Genomic DNA, 22,062 nt, shown 5'->3' with positions numbered 1-22,062 from the left:
TTGAACATGCGTACATCCGTACGTGTCGCGGTCACCCTGTGCCTGGTGGCGGTGGCGATTTTTGCCGGTTTCCATTTGTGGCAGTACTACATGCTCACGCCGTGGACGCGGGATGCGCGGATTCGCGCCGATGTGGTGGTGATCGCTCCGGACGTGTCGGGCTGGGTACGTGAACTCAAGGTGTCCGATAACCAGGAGGTCAAGGCGGGCGACCTGTTGCTGAGCATCGATCGCGACCGCTTCGAAGCCGCACTGGAGAAGGCGCAAGCGGTGGTGCAAACCCGTCAGCAGCAACTCAATCTGCGTGAGCGCGAAGCCAGCCGCCGCGCGGCCCTCGGCCCGCAAGCCATCAGTGCCGAGCTGCGCGAGAACGCGCAAATCAACGCTGGCATCGCCCGTGGCGAACTGCGTGAAGCCCAGGCCGAAGCCAAGGTGGCGGAACTCAACCTCGCCCGAAGCCAGGTCCACGCGCCCCGCAGTGGTCACATCACCAATTTGCGTCTGGCCCAAGGCAATTACGTGAATGCCGGGCAAGCGGTGATGGCGCTGATCGACGATTCGACGTTCTATGTGCAGGCGTATTTCGAAGAAACCAAGCTGCCGCGGATTCGCGTCGGCGACCCGGTGAAGGTCTGGTTGATGAGTGCGGGCGAGGCGCTGCAAGGGCATGTGGAAAGCGTCAGCCGCGGGATTACCGATCGCAACACCACGCCGGATGCGCAATTGCTGGCGGAAGTGGAGCCGACGTTCAACTGGGTGAGATTGGCGCAGCGGATTCCGGTGCGGATCAAACTGGACAAGGTGCCCGAGGGGATCAATCTGAGTTCGGGGATGACGGCGAGTGTGCAGGTGCAGGAGGGCGACCGGTAGCAGTCCCTGTGGCGAGGGGGCTTGCCCCCGTTCGGCTGCGCAGCAGTCGTAAACCTGCCACCGCGTTTATCAAGTCAAACGCGGTGCCTGATTTTGGGGGCGCTGCGGACCCCAACGGTGGCAAGCCCCCTCGCCACAGAAGAGCGGTGGATCAGCCGATGCTGATGGCCGGCAGGGTCGGCAACGTCACGGTCTGCTGTTTACGCGGTGCCAGAATCTCTGCCTCGCCATCCACCACCAGCTCATCGCGCTGGTTGAACACACGCGTGGCAATGCGCACACGAAACTTCGGCAGCTTCTCCAGGATCTCCAGGCGCACGGTCAGCGTGTCGCCAATTTTCACCGGCTTCTGGAAGCTCATCTGCTGACCGATATAAATGGTGCCCGGCCCAGGCAACTCGCAGGCGACGGCTGCGCTGATCAGTGCACCGCTGAACATGCCGTGGGCGATACGCTCCTTGAACATGGTGCCAGCGGCGAATTCAGCGTCCAGGTGCACCGGGTTGTGGTCACCGGACATCGCGGCGAACAGTTGAATGTCGCGCTCTTCGACCGTCTTGCTGTAGCTGGCGGTCTGCCCGACTTCAAGGGCTTCGTAAGGGGTGTTGGTAACCTGGGTCATCGATTTCAATTCCTGTGACAAATAAAAAAACCACAAAAAACTATTCGGATCTGGGTGGGCGGCGGTGGCTCAGGGCTTGCGCGATCCAGCTCAGCACATCGGCCGTCACTTCATCGCGATTGCTCTCGTTGAACAGTTCGTGCCGTGCCTGCGGGTAAATCGTCAGTTGCAGGCTCTGGCTGCCAGCGGCACGTAGCGCATCGGCCAGATCTTTCAGACGCTTGCCTTCACTCACCGGATCACATTCACCGCCAATCACCAGCAGCGGCAGGCCCGGATCGATCTGGGCGAGATTGGACGCTTTGCTGATTTGCTGCAAGCCGCCGAGCAGATCGATCCAGAACTGATTGGTGCAGCGAAAGCCGCAGAGCGGGTCGTTGGCGTACTTGTCGACTTCGGCCGGGTCGCGGCTGAGCCAGTCGAACGAGGTGCGCACCGGTTTGAATTTTTTGTTGAACGAGCCGAACGACAACCATTCGATCAGCGCGCTGCGTCCCTTCGGACCCTGGCGCAAGCGTTCGAGGCGGGCGATTTGCCGGGCTGCGCGATAAAGCGCCACCGGTTGAAAGTTCGAACCACTGAGCACCGCGCCATACAGGCTGGCACTGTGATGCAGCAGATAAGCCTGAGCGATGTAGCTGCCCATGCTGTGGCCGAGTAGCACGATCGGCACGCCGGGATGTTGCTGGCCGATGTGCTGATTGAGGCTGGCCAGGTCACCAACGACCTTGCACCAGCCATCGTCATCGGCGAAATGTCCGAGGGTCCCGCTTTCGGCAGTTTTGCCATGTCCACGCAAGTCAGGTGCGTAAACGCCGTAGCCCTGTTCACAGCATTTTTCCGCGAGACGGGCATAGCGATCGCTGTGCTCGGCCATGCCGTGGGCCACCAGGATCACCGCTTTCATCGGCGCGGCGGGCAGCCACTGGTTGACGAAGAGGCGGCTGCGGTCACTCGCGGTCAGCCAGAAGGTGTCGTGGATCATGGCGATTCCTTTGCATGGGCTCGGTGCATTGTATAGCGCATCCTTCGCCCGGCGTCTGATCAGGCCACGCCATGGCACCAAGATTCACACGATCAATGACGGACGTTGGCATATTTGCCTGTTTCGTCATAGCTGCTAGTGTCCGTGAAGCTCCGCTTTTTGCTTTTTGTTTTTCCGACAGCGCAGAGAGTGGCCCCGGATAGGTTCAGGTAAAGAGGACAAGAACAATGCAACCTGATTTCTGGAATGACAAACGCCCGGCCGGCGTGCCCCTGGACATCGATCAAGGGGCCTATAAGTCGGTGATCGAGGTGTTCGAGCGTTCCTGCAAGAAATTCGCGGACCGCCCGGCCTTCAGCAACATGGGCGTGACCCTGACCTACGCCGAACTGGAACGCCACAGCGCCGCGTTCGCCGGTTACCTGCAAGCCCACACCGACCTGGTGCCGGGGGATCGCATCGCGGTGCAGATGCCCAATGTCCTGCAATACCCGATTGCCGTGTTTGGTGCGTTGCGCGCCGGGCTGATCGTGGTCAACACCAACCCGTTGTACACCGCGCGGGAGATGCGTCATCAGTTCAAGGATTCCGGTGCCCGGGCGCTGGTCTACCTGAACATGTTCGGGCAGAAGGTCCAGGAAGTGCTGCCCGACACCGACCTCCAGTACCTGATCGAAGCGAAGATGGGCGACATGATGCCCGCCGCCAAGGGCTGGCTGGTCAACACCTTGGTGCGCAAGGTGAAGAAAATGGTCCCTGACTATTCCTTGCCGCAGGCCGTTTCCTTCAAGAGCGCGTTGCGCCAGGGCCGGGGCCTGGGCATCAAGCCGCTGAACGCCGGTCTCAGCGATATCGCCGTGCTGCAATACACCGGCGGCACCACCGGGCTGGCCAAGGGCGCGATGCTGACCCACGGCAACCTGGTCGCGAACATGCAGCAGGCGCGAGCATGCCTGGGGCAGTTCGGCAATGATGGCCAGCCGCTGCTGCGCGAAGGCCAGGAGGTGATGATCGCGCCGCTGCCGCTGTATCACATCTATGCCTTCACCGCGAATTGCATGTGCATGATGGTGACCGGCAACCACAACGTGCTGATCACCAATCCACGGGACATTGGCGGTTTCATCAAGGAACTGAAGAACTGGCGGTTCTCGTGTCTGCTGGGGCTCAACACGCTGTTCGTCGCGTTGATGGACCATCCGGATTTCAAGACCCTGGATTTCTCCAGCCTCAAACTGACCAACTCCGGCGGCACTGCGCTGGTCAAGGCCACCGCCGAGCGCTGGGAGCAACTGACCGGGTGCCGCATCACCGAAGGCTACGGCCTGACCGAAACCTCGCCGGTGGCGTGCACCAACCCGTACGGCAACAAGTCGCGGATCGGCACGGTCGGCCTGCCGGTGCCGGGCACCACGCTGAAAGTCATCAACGATGAAGGCGTCGAGCAGCCGATGGGCGAGCGCGGTGAGCTGTGCATCAAGGGCCCGCAGATCATGAAGGGCTACTGGCAGAAACCCGAGGCCACCGCCGAAGTGCTGGATGCCGAAGGCTGGTTCAAGTCCGGTGACATCGCCGTGATCGACCCGGACGGTTTTGTGCGCATCGTCGATCGCAAGAAAGACATGATCATCGTCTCGGGTTTCAACGTGTACCCGAACGAGATCGAAGACGTGGTGATGGCGCACCCGAAGGTCGCCAACTGCGCCGTCATCGGTGTGCCGGACGAACGTTCGGGCGAGGCGGTGAAGTTGTTTGTGGTGGCGCGAGAGTCAGGGGTCAGCCTTGAAGAGCTGAAGGCCTACTGCAAGGAAAACTTCACGGCGTACAAAGTGCCCAAGCACATTGTGTTGCGTGAGTCGTTGCCGATGACGCCGGTGGGCAAGATTCTGCGGCGGGAGTTGCGGGATATTGCCTGATCGTTGAATGGCCGCGCTTTGCGCGGTTCGCGGGCAAGCCTCGCTCCTACAGAGTTGGCGTCGATCACAATAACGACGCGAAACCCGTAGGAGCGAGGCTTGCCCGCGAATCTTTTAAAAGCTATAAGCCCCAGTTTTAAAGGCTCTCAGCGCTTTATAGAATCTTTGCTCTAAAATGACTGTTTGTTATTCTTGAGTCACCAATGTGACTGTAGAGGCCGCTTTTGGCTCTAGTCGGCCCTTGGCAAAGCTGCTACTCTCGGCGCGCTTTGTGACCTCTCGGCCTTCTGTAAAAGCCAGACTCACCAATAATCAAACACCAATAATAATCGCATCAAATGCGGTATTTGAATTCGCGTTGCTGAGGAGTGGGCTTCCATGATCGAAGACTTCTGGAAGGATAAGTACCCTGCCGGGATTGCTGCCGACATCAATCCGGACGAGTATCCGAATATTCAGGCAGTGCTGAAACAGTCCTGCCAGCGCTTCGCCGACAAGCCGGCATTCAGCAACCTGGGCAAGACAATTACCTACGGTGAACTGTACGAATTGTCCGGCGCCTTTGCCGCTTACCTGCAACAGCATACCGACTTGCAGCCGGGCGATCGAATCGCCGTGCAGCTGCCTAACGTCTTGCAGTACCCGGTCGCTGTGTTCGGTGCCATTCGCGCCGGGCTGATCGTGGTCAATACCAACCCGCTGTACACCGCGCGGGAAATGGAACACCAGTTCAACGACTCCGGTGCCAAAGCCCTGGTGTGCCTGGCCAACATGGCGCACCTGGCCGAGACCGTCGTGCCGAAAACCGGCGTCAAGCATGTCATCGTCACCGAAGTGGCTGACCTGTTGCCGCCGCTCAAGCGCCTGCTGATCAACAGCGTCATCAAGTACGTGAAGAAGATGGTCCCGGCGTATCACTTGCCCAAGGCCATCAAGTTCAACGACGTGTTGAGCAAGGGGCATGGCCAGCCAGTGGCGGAAGCCAACCCGGCCAGCGGTGACGTGGCGGTGCTGCAATACACCGGCGGCACCACCGGCGTGGCGAAGGGCGCAATGCTGACCCATCGCAACCTCGTCGCCAACATGCTGCAGTGCAAGGCGCTGATGGGGTCCAACCTCAATGAAGGTTGCGAAATCCTGATCACGCCGCTGCCGCTGTACCACATCTACGCGTTCACCTTTCATTGCATGGCGATGATGCTGATCGGCAACCACAACATCCTGATCAGCAACCCGCGCGACCTGCCGGCGATGGTCAAGGAACTGTCGAAGTGGAAGTTCAGCGGCTTCGTCGGGCTGAACACGTTGTTCGTTGCCCTGTGCAACAACGAAGGTTTCCGCAAACTGGATTTTTCGGCACTGAAAGTCACCCTGTCCGGCGGCATGGCCCTGCAACTGGCGGCGGCCGAGCGTTGGAAGGCGGTCACCGGTTGCGCCATCTGCGAAGGTTACGGCATGACCGAAACCAGCCCGGTGGCGACGGTGAACCCGATCCAGCACATCCAGATTGGTACCATCGGTATTCCGGTTCCGTCGACCCTGTGCAAAGTCATCGACGATGCCGGCGTGGAGCAGCCGTTGGGTGAAATCGGCGAATTGTGTGTGAAGGGGCCGCAGGTGATGAAAGGCTACTGGCAGCGCCAGGAAGCCACCGATGAAATGCTCGACAGCGAAGGCTGGTTGAAGACCGGTGACATCGCGCTGATCCAGCCGGACGGCTACATGCGCATCGTCGATCGCAAGAAAGACATGATCCTGGTGTCCGGTTTCAACGTGTACCCGAATGAGCTCGAAGACGTGCTCGCGACCCTGCCGGGCGTGCTGCAATGCGCGGCCATCGGCGTGCCGGACGAGAAGTCGGGCGAAGCGATCAAGATTTTCATCGTTGCCAAACCGGGTGTGACGCTGACCAAAGAGCAAGTGATGGAGCACATGCGTGCGAATGTCACCGGCTACAAGGTGCCGAAAGCCGTGGAATTCCGCGATGCGCTGCCGACCACCAACGTGGGCAAGATCCTGCGTCGTGAGTTGCGGGATGAAGAGCTGAAGAAGATCAACGCGAAGAAAGTAGGCGCGTAACCCACAAAAAGCCCCGCAGATGCGGGGCTTTTTGTTGGCAGTGATATGGGCGGGCTTCTGTGGCGAGGGGATTCATCCCCGTTCGGCTGCGCAGCAGTCGTAAGACCGGCGAGCGCGGTGTTTCTGCTGAAATGCGGCTGCAGGTTATTGGGGCCGCTTCGCAGCCCAACGGGGATGAATCCCCTCGCCACAGATCCCCTCAGCACAGATAAATCCCTTATCAAAGGGAGCCAGTGTTACAAGCGAAACTGCGCGAAATTGACATTGGTGCCCGCCGGGCGCATGTCCTGCAAGTACGAATCCTTGTCCGCACTCAATTCCAGGCTCAACGCCGCCTTGCGCTTGCCCTGGTTGCGCACCACCAGCCCTTCGAGCTTCTCACGCAGGAACACCGTCGGCACTTTCAGGTGCAGCAGTTCATCGGTGTCCGGCGTGTGCATCAGCAGGTGAATCCATTCGTACTGACCAACGGCCAGGCGAGCCACCGGGATATCGAACCACCAGATGTTGCGGTTGCGGTTCAATTCGGTGAAGTGGCAGTTGTTGACGCCAAGCACAGCACCGCCGAGTTCCTGGTTTCTGCGGGCAATGGCCTGCTTTTTATCGAGTTTCATAACATTCCTACGGGATTGGATCTTCAGCGCCACGGCCTGAATACGTTGCGCATTCTCGGGGGTTGGTCGGCAAACATAAAGCCCAACCTGCACGGAACGATGAAATGTCGCCGGGAAAATAAATGAAACTCCGCGCAAACGGCTCCGGTCAATCCTTGTGTAACGACTTTTCTCGTTCAATTGTTCACAGGAGAAACACCATGAGCAGCACTGGCGATAAAGTAAAAGGCATGGCCAACGAAGCCGCCGGCAACGTCAAGCAAGGCGTCGGCAAGGCCACCGGTAACGACAAAATGCGCGCCGAAGGCGTCGTGCAGGAAAGGAAAGGCGAAGCTCAGCAAGCAGTGGGCAAAGCCAAGGATGCGATCAAAAAAGGCGTCGACAAGGCTTGATTCGGCCTTGGATAAATATCAGAAGCGGCCATCCACGGATGGCCGTTTTTGTGTCAGCCTGAACTTGCGCGATGAAATTGTTTCAAAGTCGCCAAGTAGGCTACTTTGATGTAGAAAACGGCCCCTGAGTCGCCTCGACTTCAACCCATTTTGCGGCGAAAGGAGACGCTAATGTTTTTCCCACACATGAAAGGCCTGCGCCTGCACCGTGTCATGGTGCGCACGGTCACCGAGTTCGTCGACGACGAGATGTCGACCTATGCCTCGGCGCTGGCCTATCAAATGCTGTTTTCGCTGTTCCCCTTCATTCTGTTCCTGATCGCCCTGATCGGTTTCCTGCACCTGCCGGACTTCTTCTCCTGGCTGCGTCTGCAATCGGAACTGGTCCTGCCGCCCCAGGCGCTGGAGCAGGTGAACCCGGTGATTGACCAGCTCCAGCAAGCCAAGGGTGGCTTGCTGTCGGTCGGTATCGTGATCGCCCTGTGGACGGCGTCTGCCGGTGTGCGGCTGATGATGAGCGCGATGAACGCGGCTTATGACGTGGTCGAAGGCCGCCCGGCGTGGAAGCGTTTTCCGCTCTCGATCATCTACACCATCGGCATCGCCGGCATGTTGCTGATCGCTGCTGCACTGATGGTGCTCGGGCCGCAGGTGATGACCTGGATCGCCGCGCAAGTCGGCCTCGAATACTTCATCGTCACGCTGTGGACCATCGCCCGCTGGCCGGTGGTGGTGATTCTGCTGATGGTGGCCGTGGCGCTGATTTATTACGTCATGCCCGACGTCAAACAGGAGTTCCGCTTTATCACGCCGGGTTCGGTGCTGGCCGTCGTGGTGTGGATCCTCGCATCCGTGGGCTTCGGTCTGTACGTCAAGGAGTTCGCCAACTACAACGCCATGTATGGCAGTATCGGCGCGATCATCGTGCTGTTGCTGTACTTCTATATTTCCGCGGCGGTGCTGTTGCTCGGTGCGGAAATGAATGCGGTGATCGAACACATGTCGACCGAAGGCAAGGACTCTGGCGAAAAGGTCCCCGGCGAGCTCGACCATGAACACAAACACCACGTTTCGGGACTGGGTCGGGATCACTCGATCAAACCGAGCACTGACGAAGTCATCAAATGATCCGTGAAATCCTGAAAATGGGCGACGAGCGCCTGCTGCGTATTGCGCCGCCGGTCCCGGCCGAAATGTTCGACAGCCCGGAGTTGTGGCAACTGATCGACGACATGTTCCAGACCATGGAAAGCGTCGGTGGGGTGGGGCTGGCGGCGCCGCAGATCGGCGTCGACCTGCAACTGGTGATCTTCGGTTTCGAGCACAGCGAGCGCTATCCGGATGCCGAAGCGGTGCCGCAGACCATTCTGATCAACCCGCTGATCACGCCGTTGAGCCCGGTGATGGAAGAGGGCTTCGAGGGCTGCCTGTCGGTGCCCGGCCTGCGTGGCGCGGTAGACCGTTATCAGCAGATTCGTTACGAAGGTTTCGACCCGAAGGGCGAGCCGGTCGTGCGCATTGCCGAGGGCTTTCATGCCCGTGTGGTGCAGCATGAGTGCGATCACCTGATCGGCCGGTTGTATCCGTCGCGGATTACCGATTTCAGCAAGTTCGGGTTCACCGAAGTGATGTTCCCGGATCTCGATCCCAACGCTGACGACTGATTTCACCGCAAAACCCTGTGGGAGCGGGCTTGCCCGCGATGAGGCCCTGACGGTCAATTATGATGTTGAATGACAGTCCGCTATCGCGGGCAAGCCCGCTCCCACATCGATCTCCATACGCCTATCCGACCGGTTCCAGCCCCATCGCAATCATCGGCTTGCTGCGCGCATAGCGGCTCAAGCGTTCGACCATGGCGTAAGGCATGGCCGGGTCGAAGGTAAAACCGCGTCGTTCATAAAATCCGCGCAAATCCGGATGGCAGAACAGCCACACCGGTTGTTCGAGACCTTTCACCGCTTCGACGATCAACGCCGCCGCAATTCCTTGTTCGCGGCACGCCGGGTCGACGAACAAACCGGTCAGCCAATGTCCGCCCGAGACCGGGCGCAAACACAGCGCGCCGATGATCTCGTCGCGCCTGGCGACCCATAATTGAGCGTCACGCACCGCTTTCATCGACGATTGGTGGGCACGATAAAACTTGTTCATCAGCGGCCATAACGGCTCGGCGAGCAGGGTGTACTGGGTGTCGGGCATGGATGCGATCTGTCGCTGGGCAAAGCGGGTGATTATAAAAGAACGCGCGCCTGGCGATAGGTGTATACCTGATCTCACATCCCGTATGAGTGGAGTACGTATCATGGCCAAAGGCATGGATTCAAAAAAAGCGGCAAAGAAGAAACCGGCGAAAACCGCCGATGAAAAGCGCGCAGACAAGAAGGCCAAGAAGGTGGATGTGTTCGGTCATTGATCCCGCTTCAGGTTGATCGTTCCCACGCTCTGCGTGGGAACGCAGCCCGTGACGCTCCGCGTCACTGGACGCGGAGCGTCCCTTGAGGCATTCCACGCAGAGCGTGGGAACGATCACCAAATAATCTGCAAGATTTCCCTGCGCCATTGCACAGAGAGGGACTGGTCCCCGATCTGAGCAACGCCATGCCCCATTACTTCGATAGCGCCCACCGAGAAGAAATCGAAACCCTGCGCCAACGCCTGACCGCTCGCACCGAGTGGCCGACCTGGTTGCTGCTGATCGGCGTGTACACCGCGTGGTTCAGCATCGTGCTGGGCAGTGCCCGACTGGGTGTTTGGTGGAGCACATTGCTGCTGATTCCGTTGGTCGTGCTCTGGTTGTCGGTGCAGCACGAATTGCTCCACGGTCATCCCACTCGCTGGACCACGCTGAACAAAATCCTCGGCTACGCACCGTTCGCCGTCTGGTATCCCTACACCTTGTATCGCGACAGCCACTTGCTGCATCACCGCGACGAAGACCTGACCCTGCCGGGCATCGATCCGGAAAGCCGCTACCTGAGCGCCGAGCAGTGGCAGGGCCGTTCACTGTTCGAACAGAGCCTGCACTGGCTGAACAAAACCGTGCTCGGGCGCTTCATCCTCGGTGCGCCGCTGGCCTTGCTGGCGCTGGCGCGGGAAGAACTGCAACGTCTGAAAGCCGGTGAGCGGCAAGCCTGGTCGATGTGGCTGACCCACGGTGCACTGACCCTGTTGATGTTGCTGTTCATCGCCCGCTACAGCGTGCTGCCCGTGTGGCATTACCTGTTGCTGATCAGTGTGCCGGCGCTGTCGATTGCGATGATCCGCTCTTACTACGAACACCGACCCCATGCGCAACCCGAGCAACGCACCGTGCTCAACGAAGCCGGCTGGCCATGGCGCTGGCTGTTCCTGAACCTCAATTTTCATCTGGTGCATCACGACTTGCCGGGCCTGCCCTGGTACGACTTGCCCCGCGCCTATCACGCGCGCCGCGAACAATGGGTGGCGCGCAGCGGCGGGTTTCTGGTGCAGGGTTATGGCGAGTTGTGGCGTGAGAATGGGCTAAAGGCGATCGACAGCCCGAAACACCCATTTCACTGATTGCGAATGCATTCCCCTTGTGGGAGCGGGCTTGCTCGCGAATGCGGTGTATCTGCAACATTGATATTGCCTGACACACCGCTTTCGCGAGCAAGCCCGCTCCCACAGTTGAACTCCGTTGCCGGGAAGATTTTGATGACTCAAGACATTGCCGAACTACTGATGTACGTCGCCCCAGAACCGATTCGCCAGGCCAACGAGCGCTGGCTGACGCGAATCCTCGAACGTCTGGGCACAACCCGCCGCAATGCCGAAACGCTGTCGCTGATGCAACTGTGGCTGTCTCCGCACCTGCTGCTGACCCAAACCTGCGGTTATCCGCTGATGACCGCATTGCGCGGTCAGGTTCGTGTCGTCGGCCGGCCTCGCTACGAACTGCCGGACAGCACCGGCGGCAACCATTGCAGCCTGTTGCTGAGTCGCGCCGATGATTCACGCCGGACCTTGCCTGCGTTTTTCGGCAGTCGCGGCGTGATCAACGGCGAAGACTCCAACAGCGGCATCAACCTGCTGCGTCAGCGACTGGCGCCACTGCATCGCGACGGGCAGTTCTTCGCCAGTGTCGGTGTCAGCGGCAGCCACCGCGAGAGCCTGCGCTGGCTGCGCGAAAACCAGGCCGATCTGGCGGCCATCGACAGCGTGACCTTTGCTTACCTCGCGCGCCACGCCGAAGAGGAAGTGGAAGGATTGCGAGTGGTGGTGCGCAGTGCGTTCAGCCCGACCTTGCCGTATATCACGGCTGCGACGGTTGACGATGAGCAGGTTGAGGCGCTGCGGCAGGTGATGAACGAGGCGTTGCGGGAATTGCCTGATGTGGCGGAAGTCCTTGGGTTGCGCGAGGTGTTGCCGGCGAGTGAGGGCGACTATCAAATTGTTCTCGACTATCAACAGGAAGCCGAGGCGTTGGGGTTCGGGCGTCTGCGTTGACTTAAGATTTTTTCGCGGGCAAGCCACGCTCCCACAGGTTCTGTGTCGATCATCAATTTAGTGATCGACACAGAACCTGTGGGAGCGTGGCTTGCCCGCGATGGCGATTCATCAGACATTACATTAATTCCAAAAATGCATATAAAAATGCTTTTTAAATATTATTAATGAATAAGGCTCCTTGCTAGGATTCGCGTCACCGGACCACCGGACATTCAGCGACCCTAACCTTTGGAGCCTCTATGTCCGGCACCGACTTTTCCCATCGCAACGACGTGGGCGGATTGTTCCGCGCCCATTACCCCTGGTTGTGCACTCGGTTGCGACGGCATCTGGGGGCCAGTTCCAGCGTCGAAGACATCGCCGCCGAAACCTTTGCGCAACTGCTCGAATCGCCGGGGCTGACCCCGATTCGCGAACCTCGCGCCTTGCTCACCACCATCGCCCAGCGGCTGATTTACCAGCTCTGGCGGCGTCGTGATCTGGAACGTCAACACCTCGATCAACTGCAACACCTCGATCGGTCGCCAGCGAATTCGCCCGAGGAATTACTGCAACTGACCCAGGCGCTGCACGGCCTCGATCGAACGCTTCAGCGCTTGCCGGGCAAGGTCCGGGCGACGTTCCTGTTGTCGCGAATCGATGGCCTGACCTACCCGCAAATTGCCGCCGAGCTGGGCATTTCCCAGCGCTCGGTCAGCGTCTACATGACCCGCTCCCAAGCGTTGTGCGCCCAGCACAGCGCCAATGAACCCTTGCACCAGAGGTCCGCATGAAATCGATCAAAACCCTGCTCGGCAGCTCGCTGCTGGCCCTGAGCCTTGTGGCCGGCCACGTTCCCGCCGCAGAAAAAACCTTGCCGATCCACTTCGGTGACATCACTTGGGAAAGCGGCAGCCTGATCACCGAGATCCTGCGGTTGATCGTCGAAAAAGGTTACGGCTACCCGACCGACACGTTACCGGGCAGCACCGTCAGCCTCGAAGCGGCGTTGGCCAAGAACGACATTCAAGTCATCGGCGAAGAATGGGCTGGGCGCAGTCCGGCGTGGGTCAAGGCTGCAGCGGAAGGCAAAGTGTTTGGTCTGGGCGACACCGTCAAAGGCGCCACCGAAGGCTGGTGGGTGCCGGAGTACGTGATCAAGGGTGACCCGGAGCGCGGCATCAAGCCGCTGGCGCCGGAGCTGAAATCCGTCGCCGACCTGGCGCGCTACAAGGACGTGTTCCGCGACCCCGAAGACCCGAGCCGCGGGCGCTTCCTCAACAGCCCGACCGGCTGGACCTCGGAGATCGTCAACAGCCAGAAACTCAAGGCCTACGACCTGACCACCAGCTTCGTCAACTTCCGCACTGGCTCCGGCGCGGCACTGGATGCCGAGGTCGCATCGTCGATCCGCCGTGGCAAACCGGTGTTGTTCTACTACTGGTCACCAACGCCGCTGTTGGGCCGCTTCAAACTGGTGAAGCTCGAAGAACCGCCGTTCGACGCCGAAGCCTGGAAGACCCTGGCCGATGCCAACAACCCGAATCCAAAAGGCACGCGCTCAATGCCGGCGAGCCTGGCCATTGGCGTGTCCGCGCCGTTCAAGACGCAGTATCCGGAATTGGTGGCGTTCTTCGAGAAAGTCGATTTCCCGATCGATCTGCTGAACCAGACGCTGGCGCAGATGAGCGAAAAACGCCAGCAACCGCGTCAGGTCGCGGAAGCGTTTTTGCGCGATCAGCCGCAGATCTGGAAGGGATGGGTGCCGGGGGAGGTGGCTACAAAAGTGAGTGCCAGTTTGTAGTTCTGCTGTGATTGGAAGATCGCCATCGCGGGCAAGTCTCGCTCCTACAGGTACGCCGCTAAACCTGTAGGAGCGAGGCTTGCCCGCGAAGCGATCTAACGCACTACACCGTCTCCGCAGCCAACGCCGCTTTCACCGCCGGCCGCTGATCAATTCCGGCTTGAAACCGCACCAACGCCGGCCACTGATTCAAATCAATCGCAAACAGCGGCGTCCACCGCAACACCGTAAACAAATACGCATCGGCAATGCTGAACCCACCCGCCATCAGATACTCCCGCCGCTCCAGCGTCTGGCACAACACCGCAAACCGCTTGTACAACTTCTCCTTGATGAGCGCCTTTACCTCCTCCGGGAACTGCGCGTTGAACAACCAACCCAGCCCGCCATGAACCTCCGTCGAAACAAAATTCAGCCACTCCTGCAACCGCACGCGCTCGAACGTCCCATGGGCTGGCGCCAGGCTCGCCTCGGGGCGCAGGTCCGCCAGGTACTGCAGGATTGCCGGGCCTTCGGTCAGCACTTCACCGTTATCCAGTTGCAGCGCCGCGACGTAACCCTTGGGGTTGATGGCGAGGAAATCGGCACCGCTCGCGGCCTGTTTGGTGCGGTTATCGACGCGGATCAACGCGAAGGGCAGGTCCAGCTCGTGCAGCACAATGTGCGGTGCGAGCGAGCAAGCGTCGGGTGCGTAATACAACTTCATCGGCAGGCCTCTGGTTCGGGGTTTTCGCCAGTGTCATAGTGCGCGGCGCCCTCGGTAAAATTAATCATTCAGAAAACTGCCATAAGGAAAGCTACTGCCATGATGAATCTGATGCACTGGCGAATGGTGGTGGCCGTGGCGGACACAGGCAACATCACCCGCGCCGCCGAGCGGGTCGGCATGACCCAGTCAGGCGCGAGCCAGGCGTTGGCGCTGATCGAACAAACCCTCGGCGTTCAACTGTTCAGCCGGGAAAACCGCCAGACTCTGCCGACCGCCATTGGTCTGCCGGTCATCGAGCAGGCGCGCACCATGCTCGGCGCCCTGGAAACCATCCGCAGTACCGTCGATGCCGCGAAAGGCATCGAGCGCGGGACGATTCGCCTGGCGAGTTTCCCCATGGTGCTGGCGACGTTCCTGCCGCCGCTGCTGCGCCAGTTCAATCGGCTGTATCCGGGCATTCAGGTGGTCGCCCTGGAAGTCAGCGACGATGAAGTGGAAACGCTGCTCGGCGCCGGCCTGGTGGACGTGGGTGTGGTGTTGAACCCGGCACCGGAGCGCAATGCCGGCCGTTTGGGGCGCGATGCCTGGGTGGCGGTTGTACCGGGCGGCCATCCTTTGGCGCGACGCTCGGTTGAAGAGGGCGTCACCCTCGCCGAATTGGCGCAGCAACCCTTTGTGCTGGCCACGGGCGGCTGTTCGACCAATGCCCGCAGCCTGGCCATCGATGCCGGTTTGCAGTTGCATGACGTGCGCGTCGAGGTTCGCGAGTGGAGCAGTGCGTTCACCCTGGTGCGGGAAAACATCGGAGTGACCCTGGTGCCGGAAATGACCCTGCCGAGCCAGCTTCAGGGCCTGCGTGTGGTGCCGCTGAAACCGCGAATCGATCGCGAGTTCGCCCTGGTGGTTGCGGCGAACAAGCCACCCTCGGCGGCGGTGCAGGCGTTGTTGGGCATGCTCGCGCAACAGTGAATCGAGCCTGAGCTGAACCGATTTTGTCCTCAATACTGGCCGACTAGTGGCCTTGCAAGGCCATTGGGCCTGTCTATGCTGACTCGTAACTAACCATGTCAGTCGCAATATGAAGGGCTGAGGCAGGGTTCAAGAGTGCGCAATCCAAGGCACCGACGCGAGCAGCAGGGAGATTTTCGGTAAAGGGAATTACTTATGAAAACATCAGGGTTGGCCCGGTCCCGGGCTATCAAGAGACGGATGTCTTGATAAGAGCGTTGCCACACGGACTCTCCGATTCAACATCATTGATCACCTGACCATTCCTCCCTTGGAGGAATGCGTGTGCCTGTTCCATGGAACGTTGTGGTGGATACGTTGAAAGACCAAAGAACTTTCATCAATCAAACGACCGCGCTTAGGGTGATACGACCATGTTTAACCTACATCACAAGGCTGACTTGCTGGAAATCGAACGCTACAGCTGTGCGCTGACCGAGGCCAATGCCAAGTTGGCCGCTGTCAGCCGTTCGATGGCGATGATTGAGTTCACCCCTGGAGGCATCGTCCTCGATGCCAACGAAAACTTTTGCGCCGCCATGGGTTACAGCGTCGAGGAAGTGCGTGGTAAACATCACCGGATCTTTTGTGAAGAAGCGTTTTATCGCAGCGAAGACTACGCCAGATTGTGGCGAGACCTGGCCCGTGGCGAGCCGGTCAGCGGCACTTTCCTGCGCTTGAACAAACAGGGCAAAGAGATCTGGCTCGAAGCCAGTTACATGCCGGTTTTTGGCCCCGACCGCTTGGTAAAAAGCGTGATCAAAGTGGCCACGGACATCTCTGCCAGGATTAACAAGGAACACGAAAACGAAAGCATGCTCGCGGCAATCGGTCGTTCCATGGCAGTGATCGAATTTACCCCCGAAGGCCATGTGATCACCGCCAATGACAACTTTCTGAAGACTACCCATTACTCGCTCAACGAAATTGTCGGTCAGCACCACAGTCTGTTTTGCCACCGCGCGGAGGCCGAGTCCCAGGCCTATAGAGCGTTCTGGGCGTCACTGAACCGCGGCGAATATCACTCGCACCGTTTCGAGCGCAAAGATAAACACGGTCATACCATTTTCCTTGAGGCATCCTACAACCCGTTGTTCGACACCAAGGGCCGGTTGTACAAAGTGGTCAAGTTCGCCAGCGATATCACCCATCAAGTGACCACCTTGCAAACCGCTGCCGAATCGGCCCACAGCACCTCGGTCCAGAACGATGCCTGCGCGCAGAAGGGGTCCCAGGTGGTGCAGCAAACGGTGCAGATCATCCAGGACATTTCCAAAGACCTGAACGAGGCAGCGTTGAGCATCGACGCGGTCAGCAAGCAGTCCGACATCATCGGCACCATCGTCCAGACCATTCGCGGCATTGCCGACCAGACCAACCTGCTGGCACTTAACGCGGCGATTGAAGCGGCCCGGGCCGGGGAGCACGGACGTGGGTTCGCAGTCGTCGCCGATGAAGTTCGCAGCCTCGCCGCACGAACCAGTCAGGCGACGCTGGAGATCGTCGAGGTGGTGCGCAAGAACCATGATTTGTCATTGAGCGCGGTATCGAGCATGCAGTCGAGTCTCAGCCGGACCGGTCTTGGCGTGGAATTGGCGAACGAGGCGGGGGAGGTGATTCTGGAGATTCAGCAAGGGTCGCGGCATGTCGTGGATGCGATCAGCCAGTTCAACTCGACCTTGCAGATAAGTTGATGGCGGCAAACTGACAAGGGGGCCCGGTAGAGGGTAATGCTGTTCACTTAAGAAAATCTTCAGGCGAGCAAGAAACCTGTGGCGAGGGGATTTAGTGAGACGTCGCACCGCCCCGTTGGGCCGCGAAGCGGCCCCAGCGTCCGTTCAAATAAACGTAGTTGTCCGGATTTACGACTGCTTCGCAGCCGATCGGGGCGGTGCGACGTTTCGCTAAATCCCCCTCACCACAAATATGCGTGCCTGCGCTCAAGTGAACAGCATTACCTGCGGTGTTAAAGCGAGGCGAGGAACTTGTCGACCACTTGAGGGCTGCCTTTCTCGCTACCACCGTTTTCTTTCTCGGCCTGCGCCAGTTTTATCTTGTCCTGCATGCGTTCGGCCATTTCTTTAGCGACCGCCTGTTGTTGTTCCGGCGGCATTTCCGCTACTTCTTCTTTCGTCAGGCCCATCTCCTCCAGAATGGCATCTTGCATGCGCTCTTCCGGGGTTTTGCTCATGTATTCCTTGAAGGCGTCTGTGGCCGTTCCGCCACTGAGCTTGCCTTGCGCATCGGTCGGAAGCGGAGCGTAAGTCAATTGCAGTCCCACGCGTGTTTTCGCGAACGATTCATCAACGTTGTCGCTGATTTTGGTCGCTTCAGCGACTTGCTGCGTGGCGTTTTGGGTGGCGGATTTTTGCACCTGCGCGGTTTGCGCCTGAACGTTGTTTTGCAAAGTTTGCAGCATCGCGCCCTGAAGTCCGGCAGCGGCTTCGGCGGTTGGATCTTCGCCAGGCTTCTTGAGTATTGGAGTCATTACCGACTGTTTGTTAGCACTGACCAACATGATGAGTAGACCTTGTAGGTGTTTGTGGTGCAGTGCCTTCAGCAAATACTATGCCCGTATTAAAAATACCAAATATATCAATTAGTTAGGTTTTGTTTGGCAGGCAGGTGTCGCCGGTTTTGCGGTCAACCTTTGCCGCCGGACGGCAGCCGTCGACCGCCGCCAGGCAGGCGTGGCTTCAAGGCAGGCCGTTGCAGCCATGCTTCATGAATCCCGGGCGTTGCGCCAACCTTTGGAAGTACTCATCGATGGCAGGGAAATCGGGACGGTCCATCGGAGTCATCAGCCACCGGTTGATGGACAAGCCGATGACAATGTCGGCCAGCGTGAACCGGGGTCCGGCGACATAGGCTTTGGTGGTCGCGAGTTGATGCTCGAGAATGCTCATCTTCTGATTCCAGTCGCGCAGGCCGTTGGCAATGCGATGCGCGTCCTGGAACTCTGGATCCTTGCGCACCAGCGCCGTAAACGCGTAGCTCCAGGAGGTGTTGAGATCGGTGGCTTGCCAATCCATCCATTGCTCAACCCGGGCACGCGCTGCGGGTTCGTGTGGCAGCAGATCGTTATGCGGGTGTTTGCCGGCCAGATAGCGGCAGATGGTGTTGGATTCCCACAGTACGCCGGCCTCATCGATGATCACCGGCACCTGCGCGTTGGGGTTGAGCCGGGTAAATTCCGGGCTGTGGGTCGATGCGAATCCGCTGCCCCAGTCCTCACGCTCGTAGGAAATGTTCAGCTCGTCGCAGGTCCACAGGACTTTTCTGACGTTGATGGACGAGGCTTTACCGAGAATCTTCAGTGTATGTTCCATGGAATCACTCCTTACATAACAAGGTTAGTCCCTGATCGTTCCCACGGAACGATCTTTCGTTACGTACTCTCGCGCACCTTCAACTCAAACCCCATGTCCTGCACCGGTTTCGCTACCGTATTGCCGGCCATCAAGGTCAGCATCTGCTCCGCGGCACGTCGGCCGATGGCTTCTCGCGGGGTGCTGATGCTGCTCAGGCGCGGGACCATATGGGCGGAGGCGGGGAGGTCGTTGAAACCGAGGATCGCCACTTGTTCGGGGATTTTGATCCCGCAGCGCATCGCCTCCAACAAAGCGCCCTGCGCTAGGTCGTCGTTGCCGAAGAAGATGGCGTCGACATCAGGATGACTGGCGATCAGTTGCAGGAACAGCTCGCCACCCAGACCGACGGAGGAGGCGCGCGGGGTCAGCACTTCCAGGTCAGGGTCATACCGACCGGCCTTCTGCAGGGCTTTGCGGAACCCTTCGCCGCGCAGCAATGTGCGCTGATCCAGTTGTGCGCCGATGTAGGCCAGGCGTTTGCGACCGCGTGACAGCAAATGCTCAGCCGCCGTTTCGCCGGCGGCGAGTTGCGAGAAGCCGACACAATTGAGCCCGGCAGCAGTGTCCAGTTCCATCATGTACACGCACGGAATGTTGCTCGCCTCGATCATCCGTCGTGAACTTTCGGTGCGATCAAACCCGGTCAACAGCAAGCCGCGCGGCTGATACGCCATGTAATTGCGCAGCAGGTTCTCTTCTTCATCACGCGAGTAATGGAAGTTGCCGATCAGCACTTCGAAGCCCTTGGGACGCAAAACCTGATGAATGGCTTCCAGCGTGTCGATGAACAGCAAGTTGGACAGCGACGGCACCAAAACCACGACGGAATGGCTCTGGGCCGAGGCTAACGCACGGGCGGCGGGGTTGACCACGTAGTTGAGTTCAAGCGCCGCTTTCTGGACTTTTTCCACCAGTTCGGTGGCCACCGTGCTCACGCCACGCAAGGCGCGGGACGCGGTAATCGGGCTGACGCCGGCCAGTCGGGCGACTTCATTGAGAGTAGGACGGCCAGTGGTTCGCGTATTTTTATCGTTTTTAGGGGAGGTCATCGGGCGGCTTGCCAAACAAAATTCAAGGCACTAAGGTAGCGCTGTCCCGAAGCAGCTGCAAATGCGTAAGCGAGTTTTGCCTGAACCTCGCTTTTCGGCGTCGGGAACGAACACGCTGCAACCCACAAAAATGACAAGAAGGCGTCGGCAACTTCTGCTTTTGAACGAGTGTCACAGCTTTCAAAGGTAGCGCTGTCTGCGCGCTGAGGTGTTACATGAATCATCCCATCACCGCCCTGGTCATCATGGGCGTTGCCGGTTGCGGCAAGACGTGCGTCAGCGAAGCCCTGTGCGAGCTCAGCGGCGCCACTGCCATTGAAGGCGACACTTTTCACCCTGCCGCCAATATCGAAAAGATGAGCGCAGGCATTCCCCTGGACGACGACGACCGTGCCGGCTGGCTCGACAGCCTGTGCGACGAACTGCGCCGCGTCGACGCCACGGGCCAGCGCCCGGTGCTGACCTGCTCGGCCCTCAAACACATTTACCGCGAACGCCTGCGCAGCGCCTTGCCGGGCCTGGGCTTCGTGTTCCTTGAACTCACGCCTGAAGTGGCGGCCGATCGTGTCTCCCATCGGCCGGGCCATTTCATGCCGTCGACCTTGATCGACAGCCAGTTCGCAACCCTTGAATCCCCCGTTGGCGAACCGCTGACCCTGGCTCTCGATGCGTCGAACCACAGCGTCGACCAGTTGGCGAAACAGGCGCATGCCTGGTGGCTGACACACGGCTTGAAACGCGCCGGTTAATTTGCTCGAAGAGATAGCGCTGTCCTTATGGCTTTCGAATTACCCGCTTTAATAACAACAACAACCAGGAGACACCCCTAATGTTTGGCATGTCCCACGAGACGTTCCTGCTGCTCGACGCAGTGGTCACGGTGATCGGGCTTATCGTCCTGATCACCAAGTTCAAGTTCCACCCGTTCATTGCCCTGATCATCGCCGCAGCCTTCCTCGGTCTGACCTCCGGCATGCCGATCGGCACCATCATCAAGGCGTTCCAGGACGGCTTCGGTGGGGTGCTCGGGTTCGTCGGGATCATCCTCGCGCTGGGCACGATGCTCGGCAAAATGATGGCCGAGTCGGGCGGGGCGGATCAGATTGCCCAGACGCTGATTCGCGCGTTCGGCAAAGACAAGGTGCAGTGGGCGATGATGTTCGCCGCGTTCCTGGTCGGCATTCCGCTGTTCTTCGAAATCGGCTTCGTGCTGCTGATTCCGCTGGTGTTCATCGTCGCCCGGCGTACCGGCGTGTCGATCATCAAGATCGGTATCCCGCTGCTGGCCGGCCTGTCCGCCGTGCACGGTCTGGTGCCGCCGCACCCGGGCCCGTTGCTGGCGATTGGCGTGTTCGGTGCCGACATCGGTAAAACCATTCTCTACGGCCTGATCGTTGCGCTGCCGACGGCCATCATCGCCGGCCCGATCTACGGCACCTTCATTGCCAAGTACATTCCCGGTCATCCCAACCAGGAACTGGTGGATCAACTGGCGCGTGAAAACGATTCTGCCGATCTCCCGAGCTTCTCCATCACCCTGATCACCGTGCTGTCGCCGGTGTTCCTGATGCTGCTCAAGACCTTTGCCGATGTGGTGCTGCCGGATGGCAACTTCTTCCGCACCTTCATGGACCTGATCGGTCACCCGATCTCGGCACTGCTGCTGGCCTTGCTGCTGTCGCTGTACACCTTCGGCTACAAGCAGGGCATTGGCTCAAGCCAGATGCTCAAATGGCTGGACGCGAGCCTTGCGCCAACCGCTGCAATCATCCTGATCATCGGTGCCGGTGGTGGCTTCAAGCAGATGCTGGTGACCAGCGGCGTGGGTAATGTCATCGGCAACATGGCGGTGGCTGCGGAAATCTCGCCAATCCTTCTGGCATGGCTGGTGGCGGCGGTGATCCGTATCGCGACCGGTTCGGCGACTGTGGCGACCATTACTGGCGCAGGCATCGTGGTGCCGGTGGTGGGGATGATTCCGGGCGTGAACCGTGAGTTGCTGGTGCTGGCCACCGGTGCCGGTTCGTTGATCCTGTCTCACGTCAACGACGCCGGTTTCTGGCTGGTGAAGCAGTACTTCAACATGACCGTGGCGGAAACCTTCAAGACCTGGACGGCGATGGAAACCATCCTGTCCGTCGTGGGCCTGGGCTTCATCCTGCTGTTGTCGTTGTTCGTTTAAGCACACTGC

22 protein-coding genes and 1 pseudogene are annotated in these 22,062 nt (G+C 59.4%); 15 read left to right on the top strand and 8 right to left on the bottom strand.

From position 1 onward, the window contains the following. Positions 1-6 precede the first annotated feature (6 nt). The gene (locus J2Y86_RS11250) at positions 7-870 is read left to right on the top strand and encodes an efflux RND transporter periplasmic adaptor subunit (protein ID WP_253431045.1); all 864 of its coding nucleotides are present in this window, start codon (positions 7-9) and stop codon (positions 868-870) included. Positions 871-1,021: 151 nt separating this feature from the next. Here J2Y86_RS11250 and J2Y86_RS11245 read toward each other — a convergent pair whose 3' ends face one another. Together J2Y86_RS11245 and J2Y86_RS11240 are read right to left on the bottom strand one after the other, a co-directional pair. After that, a complete protein-coding gene (locus J2Y86_RS11245) occupies positions 1,022-1,492 on the bottom strand; it encodes a MaoC family dehydratase (RefSeq protein WP_008151121.1) in 471 nt (156 codons plus the stop codon). A 40-nt stretch (positions 1,493-1,532) separates the two neighbouring features. Continuing rightward, positions 1,533-2,477: an alpha/beta hydrolase gene (locus J2Y86_RS11240; RefSeq protein WP_253431042.1), complete on the bottom strand. Its 945-nt coding sequence runs from the start codon at positions 2,475-2,477 to the stop codon at positions 1,533-1,535. A gap of 227 nt (positions 2,478-2,704) precedes the next feature. Here J2Y86_RS11240 and fadD2 point away from each other — a divergent pair, with 227 nt between their 5' ends. Together fadD2 and fadD1 are read left to right on the top strand one after the other, a co-directional pair. Continuing rightward, positions 2,705-4,393 (top strand): long-chain-fatty-acid--CoA ligase FadD2, encoded by a 1,689-nt coding sequence (fadD2, locus tag J2Y86_RS11235; RefSeq protein WP_253431038.1) that lies wholly within the window; start codon positions 2,705-2,707, stop codon positions 4,391-4,393. A 378-nt stretch (positions 4,394-4,771) separates the two neighbouring features. Continuing rightward, on the top strand, positions 4,772-6,472 hold the full coding sequence (gene fadD1 / locus J2Y86_RS11230) for a long-chain-fatty-acid--CoA ligase FadD1 (RefSeq protein WP_253431035.1): 1,701 nt from the start codon (positions 4,772-4,774) through the stop codon (positions 6,470-6,472). 236 nt (positions 6,473-6,708) lie between these two features. Here the strand turns inward: fadD1 and J2Y86_RS11225 are convergent, their stop codons facing one another. Then, the gene (locus J2Y86_RS11225; RefSeq protein WP_128870211.1) at positions 6,709-7,086 is read right to left on the bottom strand and encodes a hypothetical protein; all 378 of its coding nucleotides are present in this window, start codon (positions 7,084-7,086) and stop codon (positions 6,709-6,711) included. Positions 7,087-7,286: 200 nt separating this feature from the next. Between J2Y86_RS11225 and J2Y86_RS11220 the strand changes: the two genes are divergently transcribed. The 3 genes from J2Y86_RS11220 (at position 7,287) to def (ending at position 9,142) form a co-directional block, all read left to right on the top strand. Beyond that, positions 7,287-7,478, top strand: a complete 192-nt coding sequence (locus J2Y86_RS11220) for a CsbD family protein (RefSeq protein WP_010457349.1) — start codon at positions 7,287-7,289, stop codon at positions 7,476-7,478. Positions 7,479-7,649: 171 nt separating this feature from the next. Beyond that, positions 7,650-8,606: a YihY/virulence factor BrkB family protein gene (locus J2Y86_RS11215; protein ID WP_253431032.1), complete on the top strand. Its 957-nt coding sequence runs from the start codon at positions 7,650-7,652 to the stop codon at positions 8,604-8,606. After that, positions 8,603-9,142, top strand: coding sequence for a peptide deformylase (gene def / locus J2Y86_RS11210; protein ID WP_150634001.1), 540 nt, complete (start codon positions 8,603-8,605; stop codon positions 9,140-9,142). The genes J2Y86_RS11215 and def overlap by 4 nt, the downstream gene beginning before the upstream one ends. 121 nt (positions 9,143-9,263) lie before the next feature. Here def and J2Y86_RS11205 read toward each other — a convergent pair whose 3' ends face one another. Beyond that, a complete protein-coding gene (locus J2Y86_RS11205) occupies positions 9,264-9,680 on the bottom strand; it encodes a GNAT family N-acetyltransferase (protein WP_253431028.1) in 417 nt (138 codons plus the stop codon). A 399-nt stretch (positions 9,681-10,079) separates the two neighbouring features. On the opposite strand from J2Y86_RS11205, the gene J2Y86_RS11200 reads away from it, so the two are divergent. From J2Y86_RS11200 to J2Y86_RS11185, 4 genes are all read left to right on the top strand, one after another. Beyond that, the gene (locus J2Y86_RS11200) at positions 10,080-11,021 is read left to right on the top strand and encodes a fatty acid desaturase (RefSeq protein ID WP_253431021.1); all 942 of its coding nucleotides are present in this window, start codon (positions 10,080-10,082) and stop codon (positions 11,019-11,021) included. Between the two features lie 135 nt (positions 11,022-11,156). Further along, complete coding sequence (locus J2Y86_RS11195; protein WP_253431017.1) at positions 11,157-11,948, top strand: phosphate/phosphite/phosphonate ABC transporter substrate-binding protein; 792 nt, start codon at positions 11,157-11,159, stop codon at positions 11,946-11,948. Positions 11,949-12,190: 242 nt separating this feature from the next. Next, complete coding sequence (locus J2Y86_RS11190) at positions 12,191-12,724, top strand: sigma-70 family RNA polymerase sigma factor (RefSeq protein ID WP_253431014.1); 534 nt, start codon at positions 12,191-12,193, stop codon at positions 12,722-12,724. Beyond that, positions 12,721-13,734, top strand: a complete 1,014-nt coding sequence (locus tag J2Y86_RS11185) for an ABC transporter substrate-binding protein (protein WP_253431011.1) — start codon at positions 12,721-12,723, stop codon at positions 13,732-13,734. Before J2Y86_RS11190 ends, J2Y86_RS11185 begins: the two co-directional genes overlap by 4 nt. A 103-nt stretch (positions 13,735-13,837) precedes the next feature. On the opposite strand, the gene gstA is transcribed toward J2Y86_RS11185, so the two are convergent. Then, positions 13,838-14,440 carry a glutathione transferase GstA gene (gstA, locus tag J2Y86_RS11180; RefSeq protein WP_253431008.1) on the bottom strand — a complete coding sequence of 201 codons (603 nt, stop codon included), beginning with the start codon at positions 14,438-14,440 and terminating at the stop codon, positions 13,838-13,840. 99 nt (positions 14,441-14,539) lie between these two features. On the opposite strand from gstA, the gene J2Y86_RS11175 reads away from it, so the two are divergent. The 3 genes and pseudogenes from J2Y86_RS11175 (at position 14,540) to J2Y86_RS30405 (ending at position 17,145) form a co-directional block, all read left to right on the top strand. Beyond that, a complete protein-coding gene (locus J2Y86_RS11175) occupies positions 14,540-15,412 on the top strand; it encodes a LysR family transcriptional regulator (protein WP_253431005.1) in 873 nt (290 codons plus the stop codon). A gap of 413 nt (positions 15,413-15,825) precedes the next feature. Then, positions 15,826-16,602: pseudogene (locus J2Y86_RS30410) on the top strand (PAS domain-containing protein); the annotation flags it as partial. A gap of 3 nt (positions 16,603-16,605) precedes the next feature. After that, positions 16,606-17,145, top strand: coding sequence for a methyl-accepting chemotaxis protein (locus J2Y86_RS30405; RefSeq protein WP_437180682.1), 540 nt, complete (start codon positions 16,606-16,608; stop codon positions 17,143-17,145). 272 nt (positions 17,146-17,417) lie between these two features. On the opposite strand, the gene J2Y86_RS11165 is transcribed toward J2Y86_RS30405, so the two are convergent. The 3 genes from J2Y86_RS11165 to J2Y86_RS11155 form a co-directional block, all read right to left on the bottom strand. Beyond that, positions 17,418-17,969: a hypothetical protein gene (locus J2Y86_RS11165; RefSeq protein ID WP_253440216.1), complete on the bottom strand. Its 552-nt coding sequence runs from the start codon at positions 17,967-17,969 to the stop codon at positions 17,418-17,420. A 178-nt stretch (positions 17,970-18,147) separates the two neighbouring features. Next, positions 18,148-18,780: a glutathione S-transferase family protein gene (locus J2Y86_RS11160; protein ID WP_253430998.1), complete on the bottom strand. Its 633-nt coding sequence runs from the start codon at positions 18,778-18,780 to the stop codon at positions 18,148-18,150. 59 nt (positions 18,781-18,839) lie between these two features. Continuing rightward, entirely contained in the window at positions 18,840-19,871 is a 1,032-nt protein-coding gene (locus J2Y86_RS11155; protein WP_253430996.1) for a LacI family DNA-binding transcriptional regulator, read from the bottom strand. A 215-nt stretch (positions 19,872-20,086) separates the two neighbouring features. On the opposite strand from J2Y86_RS11155, the gene J2Y86_RS11150 reads away from it, so the two are divergent. Together J2Y86_RS11150 and J2Y86_RS11145 are read left to right on the top strand one after the other, a co-directional pair. Further along, on the top strand, positions 20,087-20,620 hold the full coding sequence (locus tag J2Y86_RS11150) for a gluconokinase (protein WP_253430994.1): 534 nt from the start codon (positions 20,087-20,089) through the stop codon (positions 20,618-20,620). Between the two features lie 80 nt (positions 20,621-20,700). Continuing rightward, on the top strand, positions 20,701-22,053 hold the full coding sequence (locus tag J2Y86_RS11145) for a GntP family permease (protein ID WP_253430992.1): 1,353 nt from the start codon (positions 20,701-20,703) through the stop codon (positions 22,051-22,053). Positions 22,054-22,062: the final 9 nt, after the last annotated feature.

It is taken from the genome of Pseudomonas migulae (assembly GCF_024169315.1).
Classification (GTDB): domain Bacteria; phylum Pseudomonadota; class Gammaproteobacteria; order Pseudomonadales; family Pseudomonadaceae; genus Aquipseudomonas; species Aquipseudomonas migulae_B.
Note: the sequence above shows the minus strand (reverse complement) of the source record. Positions and strands in the feature narration are given on the sequence as shown.

Coding starts and splice junctions, on each gene's coding strand:
- J2Y86_RS11250 (WP_253431045.1), top strand. CDS start 7: ATGCGTACATCCGTACGTGTCGCGGTCACCCTGTGCCTGGTGGCGGTG.
- J2Y86_RS11245 (WP_008151121.1), bottom strand. CDS start 1,492: ATGACCCAGGTTACCAACACCCCTTACGAAGCCCTTGAAGTCGGGCAG.
- J2Y86_RS11240 (WP_253431042.1), bottom strand. CDS start 2,477: ATGATCCACGACACCTTCTGGCTGACCGCGAGTGACCGCAGCCGCCTC.
- fadD2 (WP_253431038.1), top strand. CDS start 2,705: ATGCAACCTGATTTCTGGAATGACAAACGCCCGGCCGGCGTGCCCCTG.
- fadD1 (WP_253431035.1), top strand. CDS start 4,772: ATGATCGAAGACTTCTGGAAGGATAAGTACCCTGCCGGGATTGCTGCC.
- J2Y86_RS11225 (WP_128870211.1), bottom strand. CDS start 7,086: ATGAAACTCGATAAAAAGCAGGCCATTGCCCGCAGAAACCAGGAACTC.
- J2Y86_RS11220 (WP_010457349.1), top strand. CDS start 7,287: ATGAGCAGCACTGGCGATAAAGTAAAAGGCATGGCCAACGAAGCCGCC.
- J2Y86_RS11215 (WP_253431032.1), top strand. CDS start 7,650: ATGTTTTTCCCACACATGAAAGGCCTGCGCCTGCACCGTGTCATGGTG.
- def (WP_150634001.1), top strand. CDS start 8,603: ATGATCCGTGAAATCCTGAAAATGGGCGACGAGCGCCTGCTGCGTATT.
- J2Y86_RS11205 (WP_253431028.1), bottom strand. CDS start 9,680: ATGCCCGACACCCAGTACACCCTGCTCGCCGAGCCGTTATGGCCGCTG.
- J2Y86_RS11200 (WP_253431021.1), top strand. CDS start 10,080: ATGCCCCATTACTTCGATAGCGCCCACCGAGAAGAAATCGAAACCCTG.
- J2Y86_RS11195 (WP_253431017.1), top strand. CDS start 11,157: ATGACTCAAGACATTGCCGAACTACTGATGTACGTCGCCCCAGAACCG.
- J2Y86_RS11190 (WP_253431014.1), top strand. CDS start 12,191: ATGTCCGGCACCGACTTTTCCCATCGCAACGACGTGGGCGGATTGTTC.
- J2Y86_RS11185 (WP_253431011.1), top strand. CDS start 12,721: ATGAAATCGATCAAAACCCTGCTCGGCAGCTCGCTGCTGGCCCTGAGC.
- gstA (WP_253431008.1), bottom strand. CDS start 14,440: ATGAAGTTGTATTACGCACCCGACGCTTGCTCGCTCGCACCGCACATT.
- J2Y86_RS11175 (WP_253431005.1), top strand. CDS start 14,540: ATGATGAATCTGATGCACTGGCGAATGGTGGTGGCCGTGGCGGACACA.
- J2Y86_RS11165 (WP_253440216.1), bottom strand. CDS start 17,969: ATGTTGGTCAGTGCTAACAAACAGTCGGTAATGACTCCAATACTCAAG.
- J2Y86_RS11160 (WP_253430998.1), bottom strand. CDS start 18,780: ATGGAACATACACTGAAGATTCTCGGTAAAGCCTCGTCCATCAACGTC.
- J2Y86_RS11155 (WP_253430996.1), bottom strand. CDS start 19,871: ATGACCTCCCCTAAAAACGATAAAAATACGCGAACCACTGGCCGTCCT.
- J2Y86_RS11150 (WP_253430994.1), top strand. CDS start 20,087: ATGAATCATCCCATCACCGCCCTGGTCATCATGGGCGTTGCCGGTTGC.
- J2Y86_RS11145 (WP_253430992.1), top strand. CDS start 20,701: ATGTTTGGCATGTCCCACGAGACGTTCCTGCTGCTCGACGCAGTGGTC.